This is a genomic window from Klebsiella sp. C349492 (assembly GCF_042055345.1).
GTDB classification, from domain to species: domain Bacteria; phylum Pseudomonadota; class Gammaproteobacteria; order Enterobacterales; family Enterobacteriaceae; genus Klebsiella; species Klebsiella scottii.
The window spans coordinates 405702-420992 of sequence record NZ_JANQCE010000004.1; the positions used below are offsets into that span (position 1 = coordinate 405702).

A 15291-nucleotide genomic window follows, 5' to 3' on the forward strand; every position below is an offset into this window, starting at 1 on the left:
CGTCAGACGCCGTATCCCATCATTTTAAGCAACCGCTGGGCGTGCTGAACGGCATCCTGGCGGTGCGCGACTCCGAGCTTCTGATACAGATTGCGAATGTGCGTTTTAATGGTCGTTGCCGCGACGTCAAGCTCGCCGGCGATCTGCTCGTTGCTATAGCCGGAATAGATCAGGCCGAGCACCTGCCATTCGCGCTGGGTGAGCGGGCTGGTCCGGATAAGCTCCGGGACTTCCGGGTGGTTGAGCAGTCGTTCGACAAAGCCTTCATCGAAGTGGGCGAACTTGTGGCGATGGTGCTGGTTGATATCGCGCAGAATGCGCTGAGCGCGATGCTGCTCCAGCTCCGGCAGCGTATTGAGCTGAATAAGCTGGCGCAGCTGCTGGGCCATAGCCTCGCCTTCGATAACAAAGTGATTGATAAATCCGGTGCGGTTGGCGAGCGTGAGCGCTTCCAGCAGGACTTTTTGCGCCTCGCTCTTACGTCCCGCCTGCCAGTAGAGCTGGTTGAGCAGCAGCAGGTTGCGGTTAATATCGCTCATCAGGCGCAGCGAACGCGCGTTTTCATTGAGCTCTTCCAGCACCATTTCGGCGGAATCGAAATCACCGAGCAGGATTTGCGCTCTGGCGATGTTGCGCCACTGGCTTTGCAGGAAGTGGTTATTGGCGAACTCCGGCTTCGGCGTCTGGCGCAGCCAGTTGGCCGCCGAGGCTTTATCGCCGATCATCTGCCAGTAGATCACCCGCACCTTGTCGGCATTTGACACCCAGTCGCTGTGATAGTGGCCGTTGCCGAGCAGGTTTTCCAGCCGGTTCAGGTGGCTGCGGGCATTATCTAAATCCCCGCGCGCCAGCGAGCACTGCACCATTAACGCCAGGCACTGAAGCTGCTGCTGTGGTTGATAGGTTGAAAGAACGTCCATCCCGCCGCGCGCAGAGGCCTCGGCTTCGTCCAGCCGCGCCCAGGCCCACAGCAGCTGGGCGCGAATGCGCAGCAGGAATTCGTGCATCGGCAGCTGTTCGAGGTGCTGGTCGCGGATGAGCTGGAAGGCTTTCTCCTGAATTTCCCACGCCGCCTGCAGGAAACCCTGGGCAAACAGGATTTCACTTTGCTGGATCATGCTCCACAGGGCGTAGTGCCAGATATCGTGGCGGCGAGCCATCTGCTCCGTCTGCTGCATCACCGCCAGCGATTTGCTGAGCTGGCCCTTGCAGTGCAGAACTTCGCCGTGCACCGAGGTGGCGACGATGCGGCTGTAGTAGCTTGCCAGCGGCAGCTCTTCTAATGCCACCATCGCCAGACGTTCGGCTTCGTCCTGATCGCCGGCATTAATGGCGACCTGCGCGCGCAGGGCGTTAAAGTCGCCATGCATGGCGATATCCATCTCCGCGTCCATCTCCTGCTCAGCGCGGGCCAGCAGGGTGTTAACTTCGCTGTAGCGGTGCTGGCTTTGCATCAGCCAGGCCTGCAGCAGGATCAGCCGCGGGTTTTCCAGCAGGTTTGACCACGGCAGCGCCGCCAGCGACTGTTCGAGCAGCCCCAGCTCGCTGTGGTTGAACATGCCCCAGGCGTGATTAAGTAAAATATCGCGCAGCATTTTGGCATCGCCGGCCGCCAGCGCATGGTGGATCGCTTCGCTAGGGAAGCCCTGCGCCATCCAGCCTTCCGCCGCACAGCGGTGAATCTCGGGCAGCTCGGTCGCCAGCTCCCACTGACAGCGCTGGCGCAGGAAGTTGCCGAACAGCGGATGGTAGCGGAACCACTCGCCGGAATCGTCCATGCGCTGCATGAACAGCCCCTGGCGTTCAATCTCCTCCAGCTGCATCTGGCCGTTTTCTTCACCGGTAACGCGAACGATAAGCGCATCGTTCATCGAACGCAGCAGCGAGCTTTTTAGCAGCACGCTGCGGGTGCGCGCGTCAACGTTGTCCAGCACCTCATCGACGAGGTAGTCGGAAAGGTGGCTGGCGTTAATGCCGGCGAGGCGGCGGGCGGAGTGCTGGGCGGAGGAGTTATTCTGGCGCGCGGAGAGGGCGATAAGCTGGAGGGCCGTTGCCCAACCGGCGACGTCGTCGCAGAGCCTGCTGCTATCTTCAGCCTCAATAGGCGAGGCGAGGCGGCAGTCGAAAAACTGTTTTGCTTCCTGATGGGTAAACGCCAGCTGCTGGCTGCCAATTTCCAGCAGCTGATCGCGCACGCGCAGGTTGGCAATACCCAGCTGCGGCAGGTTACGCGACAGGACCACCAGAGTCAGGTTTTCCGGCTGGTGGCGCAGGAAGAAGCGCATGGCGTCGTGGATCACCGGATTATTGATCAGATGGTAATCGTCAATGACGAGGAATAGCGGACGCTGCCACTCGGCAAGCTCGATGAACAGCTGCGCGAACAGCGAGGGCAGGCTGGCATACTGGCGCTTTTGCACCATCGTTTCGCTGGCCACGCAGTGGCCCCCGGTCGCCTGTTGAATAGAGGCGATCAGATAGCTGGCAAAACGCTCCTGCTGGTTATCGCCTTCATCCAGCGAGAACCACCCGAGCTCATTTTTTCCTGCCGCCCACTGAGAAATGAGCGTGGTCTTGCCATACCCGGCGGGGCTGGTGACCAGCGCGAGACGATAATTGTTCGCGCCGGAAAGTTTCGCCAGCAATCGTTCGCGAACCACGGTGTGTTCAAGGCGGACTGGGCGACTTAATTTAGACGGAATCAACATAGTTCAACATTTCGCTGTGCAAGAGAGGAGGTGCGATTTTTTTTGCGCTTCGTAATTAATACCTAATAAGGTCGGCGATAATGAAAGTTATTGCAAGTTATGTCCGAATTTTATGCTCTTGAATTTGCACCATGTCACAAATTCTCAATTAGATCGTCAACATCCTAAAACCGGTACCAGTGGGCATGACGTCTGGGTTTTCCTCACTTTCACCTGCCGGGAAATCACTTTTATTCCCATTTTTTGTAGTTGTTTGTTTTTATTAAGTTAATGTCAGTTAATTCTGATAAGTAATCTCTTTGACGTATTTACATCATCAAACATGTTTATTTTGCTGCAGGCCTAATTGTTATTTGCTGATAATTAGCAGGGGCTTTTTTATTCATCCGTGCGGTATTGGGCTGTAACAAATCTGTTAGCACGGTAATTGAACGGTATATTGTTTCCTGGCGGTGAATTTTGCAGCATCTTTTTAGCGGGAGGCTACCGTTATAGTGGCAGCGATCACACTTTTCGCTCATCCCTGCTACTCCTCCCTGGCTAATCCCTGCCGGGATGAGGACGTTATCCCGGCAGGTCGGCACACTAACGCTAACGTTTTAGTAAAGGACCCGGATTTCTTATGTCACAGACTTCTTTTAACAAAGATCGGTTTCAGGCTGCACTGACGCGTCAGTGGCAGCATTTTGGCCTACAGTCCGCTTCTGAGATGACCCAGCGTCAGTGGTGGCGTGCCGTGAGCGGCGCGTTAGCCGAGCTGCTGGCTGCTCAACCGGCAGCGAGGCCTGCGGAAGGTCAACGCCACGTTAACTACATTTCGATGGAGTTCTTGATTGGTCGTCTGACCGGCAACAACCTGCTTAATCTTGGCTGGTATCAAGGGGTGAGCGACGAGCTGAAGGCGCACGACATTCACCTGACGGACCTGCTGGAAGAGGAGATCGATCCGGGCCTCGGTAACGGCGGTCTGGGTCGTCTGGCGGCGTGCTTCCTGGATTCGATGGCCACCGTCGGCCAGTCGGCAACCGGCTATGGCCTGAACTATCAGTACGGTCTGTTCCGTCAGTCTTTCGACGACGGCCAGCAGGCGGAAGCGCCGGATGACTGGGGACGCAGCAGCTATCCGTGGTTCCGCCACAACGAGCAGCTCGACGTGCAGGTAGGGTTAGGCGGCAAGGTCTCGAAAAACGGGCTTTGGCAGCCGGCGTTCGTGATTACCGGTGAAGCCTGGGATCTGCCGGTGCTGGGCTATCGCAACAACGTCGCGCAGCCGCTGCGCCTGTGGCAGGCTAAGCACGCGCATCCGTTCAACCTGACCAAATTTAACGACGGCGATTTCCTGCGCGCCGAGCAGCAGGGCATTGACGCGGAAAAACTGACCAAAGTGCTCTATCCGAACGATAACCACCAGGCCGGGAAAAAGCTGCGCCTGATGCAGCAGTACTTCCAGTGCGCTTGCTCGGTTGCCGATATTCTACGTCGTCATCATCTGGCGGGCCGTAAGCTGGGCGAGCTGGCGGATTATGAAGTGATTCAGCTGAACGATACCCACCCGACGATTGCGATCCCTGAACTGCTGCGGGTGCTGATCGATGAGCACCAGCTGAGCTGGGACGACGCGTGGGCAATCACCAGTAAAACCTTCGCCTATACCAACCACACGCTGATGCCTGAAGCGCTGGAGTGCTGGGACGAGAAGCTGGTCAAAGCGCTGCTGCCGCGCCATATGCAGATTATCAAAGAGATTAACGCCCGCTTTAAGACGCTGGTGGAGAAAACCTGGCCCGGCGACGAGCAGGTATGGGCTAAGCTGGCGGTGGTGCATGACAAGCAGGTTCGCATGGCGAACATGTGCGTGGTCAGCGGTTTTGCGGTAAACGGCGTGGCCGCGCTGCACTCCGAACTGGTGGTGAAGGATCTGTTCCCGGAATATCACCAGCTGTGGCCGAACAAGTTCCACAACGTGACCAACGGCATCACGCCGCGCCGCTGGATTAAACAGTGCAACCCGGCCCTGGCCGCGCTGCTCGATAAATCGCTGAAAAAAGAGTGGGCGAACGATCTCGACCAGCTGATTAACCTGGAAAAGTACGCCGATGATGCGGCGTTCCGCCAGAGCTATCGCGAGATTAAGCAGGCCAACAAGGTTCGCCTGGCTGAGTTTGTGAAGGCGCGTACCGGGATCGACATTAACCCGCAGGCGATTTTTGATATCCAGATTAAGCGCCTGCATGAGTACAAACGTCAGCACCTCAACCTGCTGAATATCCTGGCGCAGTATAAAGAGATTCGCGAAAACCCGCAGGCCGACCGCGTACCGCGCGTGTTCCTGTTCGGCGCGAAGGCGGCACCGGGCTACTACCTGGCGAAGAATATCATTTTCGCTATCAACAAGGTGGCGCAGGCCGTCAATAGCGATCCGCTGGTGGGCGATAAGCTGAAGGTGGTCTTCCTGCCGGACTACTGCGTGTCGGCCGCGGAAATGCTGATCCCGGCGGCGGACATCTCTGAACAGATCTCGACGGCGGGTAAAGAAGCCTCCGGTACCGGCAACATGAAGCTGGCGCTGAACGGCGCGCTGACCGTCGGCACGCTGGACGGCGCGAACGTTGAAATCGCCGAGCAGGTGGGCGAGGAGAACATCTTTATCTTCGGTAATACCGTGGAAGAAGTTAAGGCGCTGAAGGCCAAAGGCTACGATCCGCTGAAATGGCGTAAGAAAGATAAGCTGCTGGACGCGGTGCTGAAAGAGCTGGAAAGCGGTAAGTACAGCGACGGTGATAAGCACGCGTTTGACCAGATGCTGCATAGCCTGCTCAAAGGCGGCGACCCGTACCTGGTGCTGGCGGACTTCGCGGCCTATGTTGCCGCGCAGAAGCAGGTGGATGAGCTGTACCGTGACCAGGATGCCTGGACCCGGGCAACGATTCTGAATACCGCCCGCTGCGGAATGTTCAGTTCCGATCGCTCAATTCGCGATTATCAGCAACGTATCTGGCAGGCAAAACGCTAAGGACAGGCCTATGGAGACGAAACGCCTTGATAACGCCGCGTTAGCGGCGGGGATCAGCCCGAGCTACATCAACGCGCACGGCAAGCCGCAGTCGATTGCCGCGGTGACCAAGCAGCGTCTGCTTGATGCGATGCATCGTACGACAACCGCCGCGCAGGTGGCGGTTAACCCGCTGCCGAATGTACAGGTTTTCACCCACGGCAAAAAAATGTCGCTGCCGGTGGCCGGGCACGGTGAGTTTCAGTGGATCCTTACCACCGAAGAAGGGAAGCAGTATCAGGGGCAGGTAAAAGGTGGCGACACGCTGTCGCTGCCGACGAAGCTGCCGGAAGGCTATCATACCCTGACGCTCACCCGGGACGGCGACCGCTGGCACTGTCGGGCGATTGTCGCCCCCGTGCGCTGCTACGAGCCGCAGGCCCTGAAAGAGGGGCAGAAGCTGTGGGGCGCCTGCGTGCAGCTGTATACGCTGCGTTCGGAAAAAAACTGGGGGATTGGCGACTTCGGCGACCTGCGCGCGATGCTGCCGCAAATCGCTCAGCGAGGCGGGGCGTTTATTGGCCTCAACCCGATTCATGCGCTCTATCCGGCGAACCCGGAAAGCGCCAGCCCGTACAGCCCCTCCTCGCGCCGCTGGCTGAACGTTATCTATATCGACGTTAACGCGGTCGAAGATTTCCGCCTGAGCAAAGAGGCGCAGGCGTGGTGGCAGCTGCCGGCGACCCAGCAGGCTTTACGGGCGGCACGGCAGACGGATGATGTTGACTACACCGCCGTCACGGCGTTGAAAATGACCGCGCTGCGCATGGCCTGGAAGGGCTTCTCTGCCCGCAGCGATGAGGCGATGACGGAGTTCCGTCAGTTCGTTCAGCGCGAAGGGGAAAGCCTCTACTGGCAGGCGGCGTTCGATGCGCTGCACGCGCGGCAGGTCCAGCAGGATCCGCTGCGCTGGGGCTGGCCGGCATGGCCAAAGGCGTATCAGGATATCTCCAGCCCGGAAGTGAAGGCTTTCTGTTCTGAACACGCCGATGAGGTGGATTTTTACCTCTGGCTGCAGTGGCTGGCCTGTTCGCAGTTTGCCACCTGCTGGCACACCAGCCAGCGCGATGCGATGCCGATTGGCCTCTATCGCGATCTGGCGGTTGGCGTAGCGGAAGGCGGGTCTGAGACCTGGTGCGATCGCGAGCTTTACTGCCTGAAAGCCTCGGTAGGAGCTCCGCCGGATATTCTGGGCCCGCTCGGGCAAAACTGGGGCCTGCCGCCGATGGATCCGCACATCATCGTCGCCCGCGCCTACGAGCCGTTTATCGAGCTGCTGCGCGCCAATATGCAAAACTGCGGCGCGCTGCGTATCGACCACGTTATGTCGGTTCTTCGCCTGTGGTGGATCCCGTACGGCGAAACCGCCGATCACGGAGCCTACGTCCAGTATCCGGTAGACGATCTGCTGTCTATTCTGGCGCTGGAGAGTAAGCGTCATAGCTGCATGGTGATCGGTGAAGATCTTGGCACCGTGCCGGTGGAAATTGTCAGCAAGCTGCGTAAGAGCGGCGTCTACTCCTACAAAGTGCTGTACTTTGAAAATGACAATGAAAAGACGTTCCGTGCGCCGCAGACGTATCCGGAGCAATCAATGGCTGTGGCAACAACGCATGACCTGCCAACGCTGCGCGGCTACTGGGAAAGCGGCGACCTGACGCTCGGCAAATCTCTGGGACTCTATCCGGATGAAGTGGTGCTGCGTGGGTTATATCAGGACAGGGAGCTGGCGAAGCAGGGGCTGCTGAATGCGCTGCATCGGTACGGCTGCCTGCCTAAGCGCGCCGGACATAAAGCGTCGCTGATGACGATGACCTCGACTCTGAACCGCGGAATGCAGCGCTACATCGCCGACAGCAATAGCGCGCTGCTGGGCCTGCAGCCGGAGGACTGGCTGGAGATGGCCACGCCGGTTAACATTCCGGGCACCAGCACCGAATATCCGAACTGGCGGCGTAAGCTTTCGACTTCGCTTGAGCAGATGTTTGCCGATGCGCAGGTCAACAAGCTGATCAAGGATTTAGACAAGCGTCGCAGGGCGGCGGCAAAGAAGAAACCGTAATGAGATCGTGCTTCCCCGGCGGCGGAGATTCGTCGCCGGGGAAGCGGCGAAAACAAACGATAAAAAGGCCGGGTAGCATCACGCATACCCGGCCTTTTTTTATGCTTAATTGATCCTTACACGACCATTCCCAGCAGCAGACAGCCGATCAGGCCGCAGACCGAGATAATCGTTTCCAGCATCGACCACGATCTAATGGTCTCGCCGATGGTCAGGTTGAAGTATTCCTTAAACAGCCAGAATCCCGGGTCGTTGACGTGGGAGAAAATCACGCTGCCGGAGCCGACGGCGATAACCATTAGTTCCGGGCTGACGCCGGTGGTGGCGATCAGCGGAGCGGCAATACCGCCAGCGGTGATGGCGGCGACGGTCGCTGAACCCAGCGCAATACGCAGAACCGCCGCAATTGACCACGCCATAAACAGCGGAGACATGCTGGAACCATGCATCATCGAGGCGATGTACTTATCCATGCCGCTATCAACCAGAACCTGCTTAAAGGCGCCGCCGCCGCCGATAATCAGCAGCATCATGGCGATGATTTTAATCGACGAGGTCAGCGTTTCGTTGATCTGTTCCATCGAGCGGCCACGGTTAAGGCCAAAGGTAAACAGAGCAATCAGGACGGCGATCAGCGTTGCCATAACCGGGTCACCAAAGAACTCGGCCCAGGAGAGGAACGCGTGGCCTTTCGGCAGCACCATTTCGGCAACGGCACGCATCGCCATCAGCACGACCGGCACCAGAGAGGTCCAGACGCTGACGCCAAAGCCCGGCATCTCTTCGTCAGTGAAGGTCTTCGGGTTGTGCAGGCCTTCCGGAATTGGCTTATCGATATTTTTCAGGAAGCGGGCGAAGACCGGGCCGGCGAGGATCACGGTCGGGATTGCCAGCAGCGTACCGTACAGCAGGGTTTTACCCATATCGGCGTGGAAGATCGTGGCGATCGCCGTCGGGCCCGGGTGCGGCGGCAGGAAGCCGTGGGTAACGGAGAGCGCGGCCGCCATCGGTACGCCAACGTACAGCAGCGGGATGCGGGCTGATGCGGCGATGGTGAACACCAGCGGCAGCATGAGTACGAAGCCCACTTCATAGAACAGCGCGAAACCGACGGTGAAACCGGTCAGGACCACCGCCCACTGAATGTGCTTTTTGCCAAATTTAGCGATGAGCGTGGTGGCAATTCGCTGCGCGCCGCCGCAGTCCGCCAGCAGCTTGCCGAGCATAGCGCCGAAGCCCATGATCAGCGCGAGGCTGCCGAGGGTGCCCCCGACGCCGTTTTTGATGGATACGATGACTTTATCCAGAGGCATGCCCTGCATAAGCCCGACGGCGAGCGCCACCAGAACCAAAGCGATGAAGCCGTTCATTTTGAAGCGGATCATCAGCAGTAATAACAGGGCAACCCCGATAGCAACGATGACTAATGGCATAATTTACCTGGCCTTTCATTTGTTATGGGTAACGTAAAAAATCAATCTTGTTCCGTTTGCTCCTGGCGGGGATACAAACTGTGTGGTGCCATAAAATCGACTATCACTTCTTATCAGAAAGGATAGCTGGCTATTTTTATAGCAGCGGAGCCTGAGAGAGATGATACGGGTAACATGTGAAGGTTGAGAATCACCCTGGCGGTGAATATTTTAAATATGAGACTTAAGTCATACTCTTTCGCGGGTTTTTTGCATGTGCGACTAGCGATAAAGCGGGCGGAGTAACGTCAGGAGGGGGCGGCCCGGCAGCAAAAGTACGGCCGGGCTGGGGAGTGCGGTATGGCGGGCTGCTTAGTAGTAGGAGTGCTCGCCGCGCTGATGCTCGGTCAGATCGCGCACGCCTTTCAGGTCCGGGAATTCGTTCAGCAGCTGCTTCTCGATCCCTTCCTTCAGGGTCACATCGACCATCGAGCAGCCGTTACAGCCGCCGCCGAATTGCAGAATCGCCAGGTTGTCTTCGGTGATTTCCATCAGCGTAACGCGACCACCGTGGCCGGCCAGCTGCGGGTTGATCTGCGACTGCAGCATATACTCAACGCGTTCCATCAGCGGCGCGTCGTCGGACACTTTACGCATCTTGGCGTTTGGCGCTTTCAGCGTCAGCTGGGAGCCAAGCTGATCGGTCACGAAGTCGATTTCAGCATCTTCCAGATACGGCGCGCTGAGTTCGTCGACGTACGCGGTCAGCTGCTCAAACTTCAGCGTCGTGTCGGTGTCTTCCACCGCATCCGGTGGGCAGTAGGATACGCCGCACTCAGCGTTTGGGGTGCCGGGATTAATCACAAATACGCGAATTTGTGTCCCTTCTTCCTGATTTACCAGCAGTTTGGCAAAGTGCGCTTGTGCAGCATCGGAAATACGGATCATAGCGTTGGCCTAATAGTTGACTATTTTACTGGGTTATAATACGCCCATCAGCAGGGGTCTACAAGGTACGGCATATACACCATACCTGAACCGTCGCGGCGCCGTTTCGCAAAAGCAGGCGGGATATCTCGGCGACGGTGCTTCCGGTTGTGACGACATCATCCACAATGGCGATATGGTGACCCTGAACCGATAATTCAAGCTGAAACGCATTTTTCAGGTTCTGCTTGCGCAACCTCGCGGTGAGCTGGTGCTGGGTTGCAGTAGGGCGGTTGCGCCGCAGCGCGTCGCTGCGCCAGATAGCGCGCGTCCAGCGGGCCAGCGGACGGCACAGCAGGTCGCTCTGGTTAAAACCCCGCCGCCATTGCCGCCGCTGCCACAGCGGGACGCCGACAATCCGATCCGCACGAGGTAAGCCTTCGCTTTGGCGGATACGCAGCAGCAGCAGGCGAGCCAGCGCCGGGGCCAGCTCGGGGCGCCGGGTAAATTTCAGCTGATGGATCAGGCCGCTGAGCGGCGGAAGGTAGTCGCTGACGGCCACCAGCCGCTGCCACGGCGGAGGGTCCTGTATACAGCGCCCGCAGGGAACGGCGCTGACGCCGGCAGGTAGACCGCAGCGCGGACACCGCGGCAGCCGGGACGCCAGCGATGCGGCGCAGCGGGAGCAGAATCCCCAGCTGGCTATGGCCAGCGGCATTTGGCATAGCCAGCATAAGCCGTGTGCTGTTAGCATATTTCCCCCTCATATCTGGTGAAAAGAGAACAATAGCTGATGAACGACATCTGGTGGCAAACCGTGGGCGAAGGGAAGTGTCATCTTGTGCTGCTGCACGGATGGGGACTGAATGCCGGGGTGTGGGATTGCATTACGCCGCAGCTGGCTTCGCACTTCACGCTGCATGTGGTTGACCTGCCGGGCTATGGTCGCAGCAGCGGCTTCGGCGCGCTGTCGCTGGAGGAGATGGCGCAGCAGGTGCTGGCAAAAGCCCCCGAGCAGGCCATCTGGCTGGGCTGGAGCCTGGGCGGCCTGGTAGCAAGCCAGATAGCCTTACAGCATCCGCAGCGCGTACTGGCGCTGGTTACCGTCGCTTCGTCCCCGAGCTTCAGCGCTCATGGCGATTGGCCGGGCATTAAACCGGAAGTGCTGAGCGGTTTTCAGCAGCAGCTCAGCGACGACTTTCAGCGTACCGTTGAGCGTTTTCTGGCTCTGCAAACGATGGGAACCGAAAGCGCGCGCCAGGATGCCCGAGCGCTGAAAAGCACCGTCCTGTCGCTACCGATGCCGTCGATAGCGGCGCTGAACGGCGGGCTGGAAATTCTGAAAACCGCCGATTTGCGCCAGCCGCTGGCCGCGCTGCCGATGCCTTTCCTGCGGCTGTACGGTCGCCTGGACGGCCTGGTGCCGCGCAAAATCGTCCCTCTTCTCGATACGATGTGGGAAAAGAGTGAATCCATCGTCTTCGAAAAGGCGGCACATGCGCCGTTTATCTCGCATCCACACGACTTCTGCCAACCGCTGCTGGCGTTGAAAAACCGGTTGAGGAATTATTTTTAACCGCACGTGGTAAAAATCCGGGGCATAGCAATACTTAGGTTGTTGCGGCAGATGATTATTTCATTTCATCTCGGCGGCCTAAAAAAACAACCTAATGGAGAGTAGAGGCTATGAAACTTATTACGGGTATTTTGACATCTCTGGTGATTGGCAGTCTGTCGTTTGGCGCGTTCGCAGCGAAAGAAATTCAGAAAGATGAGGTCGCTACGCTGAAGCTGACCAAAGTCGGAAGCATCACCACCTCTAAAACGACCTCGCCGATGGATGCGAAGCGCGATCTGTCGAATAAGGCGGATGAGCTTGGTGGTAAATATTTCGTAGTCATTGCGGGTAACAAAAACGAAAGAACGGTTCACGCTAACGCAGACGTCTACAAATAATCCACTAAGCGGGTCCCTGGACCCGCTTCTCCCCGAAGGCGGCTTTACTCTTCACAACCCGTCAACGCAGCGACCACCACTCCTGTAAGCAGGCCTTTCCTTCCGGGCAGCTTTTGCAGCTGCCGGCCAGGCATTCTTCAGGGTCCTGGGCGATCCGCTGAACCTTGCCCATAGCTTCCAGGCGACTCAGCATCGCGTCAATCAGCGGCTGCGGCGCATGCAGGTGGGCGCTGAGCTGTGCGGCCGCCATACGCCCCTGCAGAGCCAGCATATCGCGTACTTCAATCAACGACGCCATCATCACTCCTTAGTGGCAATCACCGGCCGGGCTCTGGCAGCACGACGACGGCGTTTTGCGCGTGGCCAGCAGCGAGATGTCGACCCGACTGCGCGCGCGACGGAGCAGGCCAAAGAGCACGACGTTGAACAGCACGACGGCGAGGATGCACACCAGGCTGTAGCGCGGGTGCTGGCTAAAGCTCACGGTCTGATAGTAGAGCGTGGAGAGCGACCAGGCGATGTTCAGCCCCCACAGGATGGAGAACGACATCCAGCCGCGGCTCGATTCGCGGGCGACGGCGCCCATCACCGAGATACACGGAATATAGAGCAGGACGAAAATCAGATAGCTGTACGCCGCGGCGGCACTGCCAAATTTGCTGCTCATCACGCCCATAGCGCCGGTGGCCATTTCGCCATCGCCCTTGCTGGCTTCAATCGGGTTCGCCAGCACGCTCAGGCTGAAGGTATCTTTCAGGCTCTGCCAGGTTTCATCCGCTGCCGCCAGCAGCTCGTCGCCGAGGCTAAAGGTCTGCGGATTAAACGCTTCGTTTTGAATGTCTTCCGCGGTATAGAGCGTATTTAGCGTGCCGACCACCACTTCTTTGGCCATTGCGCCGGTGAACAGCCCGACCGTCGCCTGCCAGTTGTCTTCATGAATGCCAATCGGCTTAAACAGCGGGGTGATGACCCGGCTGACCGACGCCAGCGCCGAGTCGTTAATGTTATCCACCAGCCTGCCGCTGAGCGAGAAGCTGTTCAGCGCGCTGAGGAAGATGCTGACGATCACAATGACTTTACCCGCCCGCAGCACGAAGCCTTTCAGGCGCTGCCAGGTCTGAATGACCAGGCTTTTGATATGCGGTACGTGATATACCGGCAGCTCCATCACGAACGGCGAGGCTTCGCCGCGCATAATGGTGTGTTTGAGCATCAGGCCGGTGAGGATCGCCATCACGATGCCCAGCAGGTACAGCGAGAAGACCGCCAGCGCGCCGTTTTGACCAAAGAAGGCCGCGGCGAAGACGGCGAAGATAGCCAGCCGCGCGCCGCAGGACATAAACGGCGCCATCATGATCGTCATCAGGCGCTCGCGCGGCGCATCCAGCGTACGCGCGCCCATCACCGACGGCACGTTGCAGCCGAAGCCGACAATCAGCGGCACGAAGGATTTCCCCGGCAGGCCCAGCGCCTGCATCAGGCGATCCATTACGAACGCCGCGCGTGCCATATAGCCGGAGTCTTCGAGGAAGGAGAGGAACAGGTACATCATGCCGATTTGCGGCACCAGCGGCAGCACGGTGTTGATACCGCCGCCGATCCCCTGGGCGAGGAACACGGTCAGCCAATCCGGGAGATGCAGGGTATAGCCCAGCCACTGAATGCCGTGGATAAAGATAGCCACCGATCCGGCGTCGAATATCGGCTGCAGCGCGCCGCCGATGTTGATGGCCAGTAAAAACATCAGATACATAACGAACAGAAAAATGGGCAGCCCAAGCACCCGGTTGAGGATGATTTTATCCATCGCGGTGGTGAAGCGGCTCGGCTCGGCGGTCAGCGTGTTGCTGACGGCGTCGCAGATGGCGGCAATGCTCTGGTAGCGGGCATCGGCAATATGCAGCGCCGGATCGTCAATCTCTTTGCTCAGGTTCGCAACGGCGGCGTCGAGCTTATCGGCGGCGTCGCCCGCGTAGGCACGGCTGTAGATATCGCCTTCCAGCATCTGCAGGCCGAGCCAGCAGCGCTGACGCTGCGAAATGTCGCGGGACATGGCCTGCGCCAGTTTTTCCGCCTCGCGCAGCAGCGGCTGCGGATAGTACACCAGCTCAATCTCTTTATTTTTCTGGTGACGATCGATAGCCATCTTCAAGGCTTCGATACCGCGGCCGCGGGTCGACACCAGCGGGATAACCGGGCAGCCAAGGCGGGCGGAGAGGGCGTCGACGTCGATGCGAATTTTCTGCTTCTCGGCAATATCCAGCATGTTCAGGGCGACGACGCAGGGGATCCCCAGCTCCAGCAGCTGGAGCGTCAGGTAGAGGTTGCGCTCAAGGTTTGACGCATCCACGACGTTAATCAGCAGATCGGCGTCGCCGCTGAGAATATAGTGGCAGGCAATCTGCTCATCCAGCGAGGTTTGCGAGGAGATGGTGGTCAGCGAATAGGTGCCGGGCAGGTCAACCAGCGTGACCTGATTATCCGTCGTGGTAAAGGCTCCCTCTTTACGCTCGACGGTCACGCCAGCCCAATTCCCCACGCGCTGGCGCGCGCCGGTGAGCTGATTAAATAACGTGGTCTTGCCGGAGTTAGGATTACCAATTAAACCAATGGTTAATTTTTTCATATTTCAGACTCTTATTGCCGGGCCGGACGTTATTGTGCAACCGCTTCCAGTTCTATTAAATCGAGATCTTTTTTACGTAATACCAGGCTCACGCGCCGGGTTTCGATATGAACAGGATCGCCAAGCGGCGCCACGCGTACCACGTTAAAAGAAGAGCCAGGCAACATGCCAAGAGATAACAGTTTCTGCCGATAAGCCGGGCTTATTTCGCGAGAGAAACCGGTGATTTTCCACGCGCTATCAGGAGTGAATTGCATAGGGCCTACTTATATATCGCTAACTGAACGAGAGTTTACCGTGCGCAGCGGTCATGCGGCACCGGGGAGCATAGCCAATGAAGATAAATTCATACTGCAAATAATGATAATGAGAATAGTTTTTATCATCAATACATAACTGGCGTAATAATAGACTTTGTGCGGAAATTTACTGTTTTATTGATATGACTCAAGGTCTGTGCGATAGCAATAAATAAATTAAATATTACATTCTGAAATTAATGTTTAATTAAGGTTTCATTGGTTAATGAAATGAAACCTTAATAAATA

General features: G+C 57.8%; 11 protein-coding genes. 4 read left to right on the forward strand and 7 right to left on the reverse strand.

Going from position 1 to position 15291, the window contains the following annotated elements:
• Positions 1-2 precede the first annotated feature (2 nt).
• On the reverse strand, positions 3-2708 hold the full coding sequence (gene malT / locus NWP14_RS17210) for an HTH-type transcriptional regulator MalT (RefSeq protein WP_095105311.1): 2706 nt from the start codon (positions 2706-2708) through the stop codon (positions 3-5).
• Between the two features lie 622 nt (positions 2709-3330).
• Here malT and malP point away from each other — a divergent pair.
• Together malP and malQ are read left to right on the forward strand one after the other, a co-directional pair.
• Positions 3331-5721, forward strand: a complete 2391-nt coding sequence (gene malP / locus NWP14_RS17215; protein WP_375215724.1) for a maltodextrin phosphorylase — start codon at positions 3331-3333, stop codon at positions 5719-5721.
• Between the two features lie 10 nt (positions 5722-5731).
• A complete protein-coding gene (malQ, locus tag NWP14_RS17220) occupies positions 5732-7822 on the forward strand; it encodes a 4-alpha-glucanotransferase (RefSeq protein WP_375215725.1) in 2091 nt (696 codons plus the stop codon).
• A gap of 116 nt (positions 7823-7938) precedes the next feature.
• Here the strand turns inward: malQ and gntT are convergent, their stop codons facing one another.
• From gntT to gntX, 3 genes are all read right to left on the reverse strand, one after another.
• On the reverse strand, positions 7939-9255 hold the full coding sequence (gntT, locus tag NWP14_RS17225) for a gluconate transporter (RefSeq protein WP_331835157.1): 1317 nt from the start codon (positions 9253-9255) through the stop codon (positions 7939-7941).
• 351 nt (positions 9256-9606) lie between these two features.
• On the reverse strand, positions 9607-10182 hold the full coding sequence (gene nfuA, locus NWP14_RS17230) for a Fe-S biogenesis protein NfuA (RefSeq protein ID WP_045854024.1): 576 nt from the start codon (positions 10180-10182) through the stop codon (positions 9607-9609).
• A 58-nt stretch (positions 10183-10240) separates the two neighbouring features.
• The gene (gene gntX, locus NWP14_RS17235; protein WP_095105306.1) at positions 10241-10915 is read right to left on the reverse strand and encodes a DNA utilization protein GntX; all 675 of its coding nucleotides are present in this window, start codon (positions 10913-10915) and stop codon (positions 10241-10243) included.
• 39 nt (positions 10916-10954) lie between these two features.
• Between gntX and bioH the strand changes: the two genes are divergently transcribed.
• Both bioH and NWP14_RS17245 read left to right on the forward strand, forming a co-directional pair.
• Positions 10955-11737, forward strand: a complete 783-nt coding sequence (gene bioH, locus NWP14_RS17240; protein WP_375215726.1) for a pimeloyl-ACP methyl ester esterase BioH — start codon at positions 10955-10957, stop codon at positions 11735-11737.
• Between the two features lie 110 nt (positions 11738-11847).
• Complete coding sequence (locus tag NWP14_RS17245) at positions 11848-12117, forward strand: YdgH/BhsA/McbA-like domain containing protein (protein ID WP_375215727.1); 270 nt, start codon at positions 11848-11850, stop codon at positions 12115-12117.
• A 61-nt stretch (positions 12118-12178) separates the two neighbouring features.
• On the opposite strand, the gene feoC is transcribed toward NWP14_RS17245, so the two are convergent.
• From feoC to feoA, 3 genes are read right to left on the reverse strand one after another with little or no spacing between them, the layout of a single operon-like run.
• Positions 12179-12415, reverse strand: coding sequence for a [Fe-S]-dependent transcriptional repressor FeoC (gene feoC / locus NWP14_RS17250; RefSeq protein ID WP_095105301.1), 237 nt, complete (start codon positions 12413-12415; stop codon positions 12179-12181).
• Positions 12416-12424: 9 nt separating this feature from the next.
• Positions 12425-14743, reverse strand: coding sequence for a Fe(2+) transporter permease subunit FeoB (gene feoB, locus NWP14_RS17255; RefSeq protein ID WP_375215728.1), 2319 nt, complete (start codon positions 14741-14743; stop codon positions 12425-12427).
• Positions 14744-14772: 29 nt separating this feature from the next.
• Positions 14773-15000 carry a ferrous iron transporter A gene (gene feoA / locus NWP14_RS17260; RefSeq protein ID WP_095105298.1) on the reverse strand — a complete coding sequence of 76 codons (228 nt, stop codon included), beginning with the start codon at positions 14998-15000 and terminating at the stop codon, positions 14773-14775.
• Between the last annotated feature and the right edge of the window lie 291 nt (positions 15001-15291).

Bases quoted from the DNA above. Each gene is read 5' to 3' on its own strand.
- malP (WP_375215724.1), top strand. From the start codon at position 3,331: ATGTCACAGACTTCTTTTAACAAAGATCGGTTTCAGGCTGCACTGACG.
- feoB (WP_375215728.1), bottom strand. From the start codon at position 14,743: ATGAAAAAATTAACCATTGGTTTAATTGGTAATCCTAACTCCGGCAAG.
- bioH (WP_375215726.1), top strand. From the start codon at position 10,955: ATGAACGACATCTGGTGGCAAACCGTGGGCGAAGGGAAGTGTCATCTT.
- feoC (WP_095105301.1), bottom strand. From the start codon at position 12,415: ATGGCGTCGTTGATTGAAGTACGCGATATGCTGGCTCTGCAGGGGCGT.
- malQ (WP_375215725.1), top strand. From the start codon at position 5,732: ATGGAGACGAAACGCCTTGATAACGCCGCGTTAGCGGCGGGGATCAGC.
- feoA (WP_095105298.1), bottom strand. From the start codon at position 15,000: ATGCAATTCACTCCTGATAGCGCGTGGAAAATCACCGGTTTCTCTCGC.
- gntT (WP_331835157.1), bottom strand. From the start codon at position 9,255: ATGCCATTAGTCATCGTTGCTATCGGGGTTGCCCTGTTATTACTGCTG.
- malT (WP_095105311.1), bottom strand. From the start codon at position 2,708: ATGTTGATTCCGTCTAAATTAAGTCGCCCAGTCCGCCTTGAACACACC.
- nfuA (WP_045854024.1), bottom strand. From the start codon at position 10,182: ATGATCCGTATTTCCGATGCTGCACAAGCGCACTTTGCCAAACTGCTG.
- gntX (WP_095105306.1), bottom strand. From the start codon at position 10,915: ATGCTAACAGCACACGGCTTATGCTGGCTATGCCAAATGCCGCTGGCC.
- NWP14_RS17245 (WP_375215727.1), top strand. From the start codon at position 11,848: ATGAAACTTATTACGGGTATTTTGACATCTCTGGTGATTGGCAGTCTG.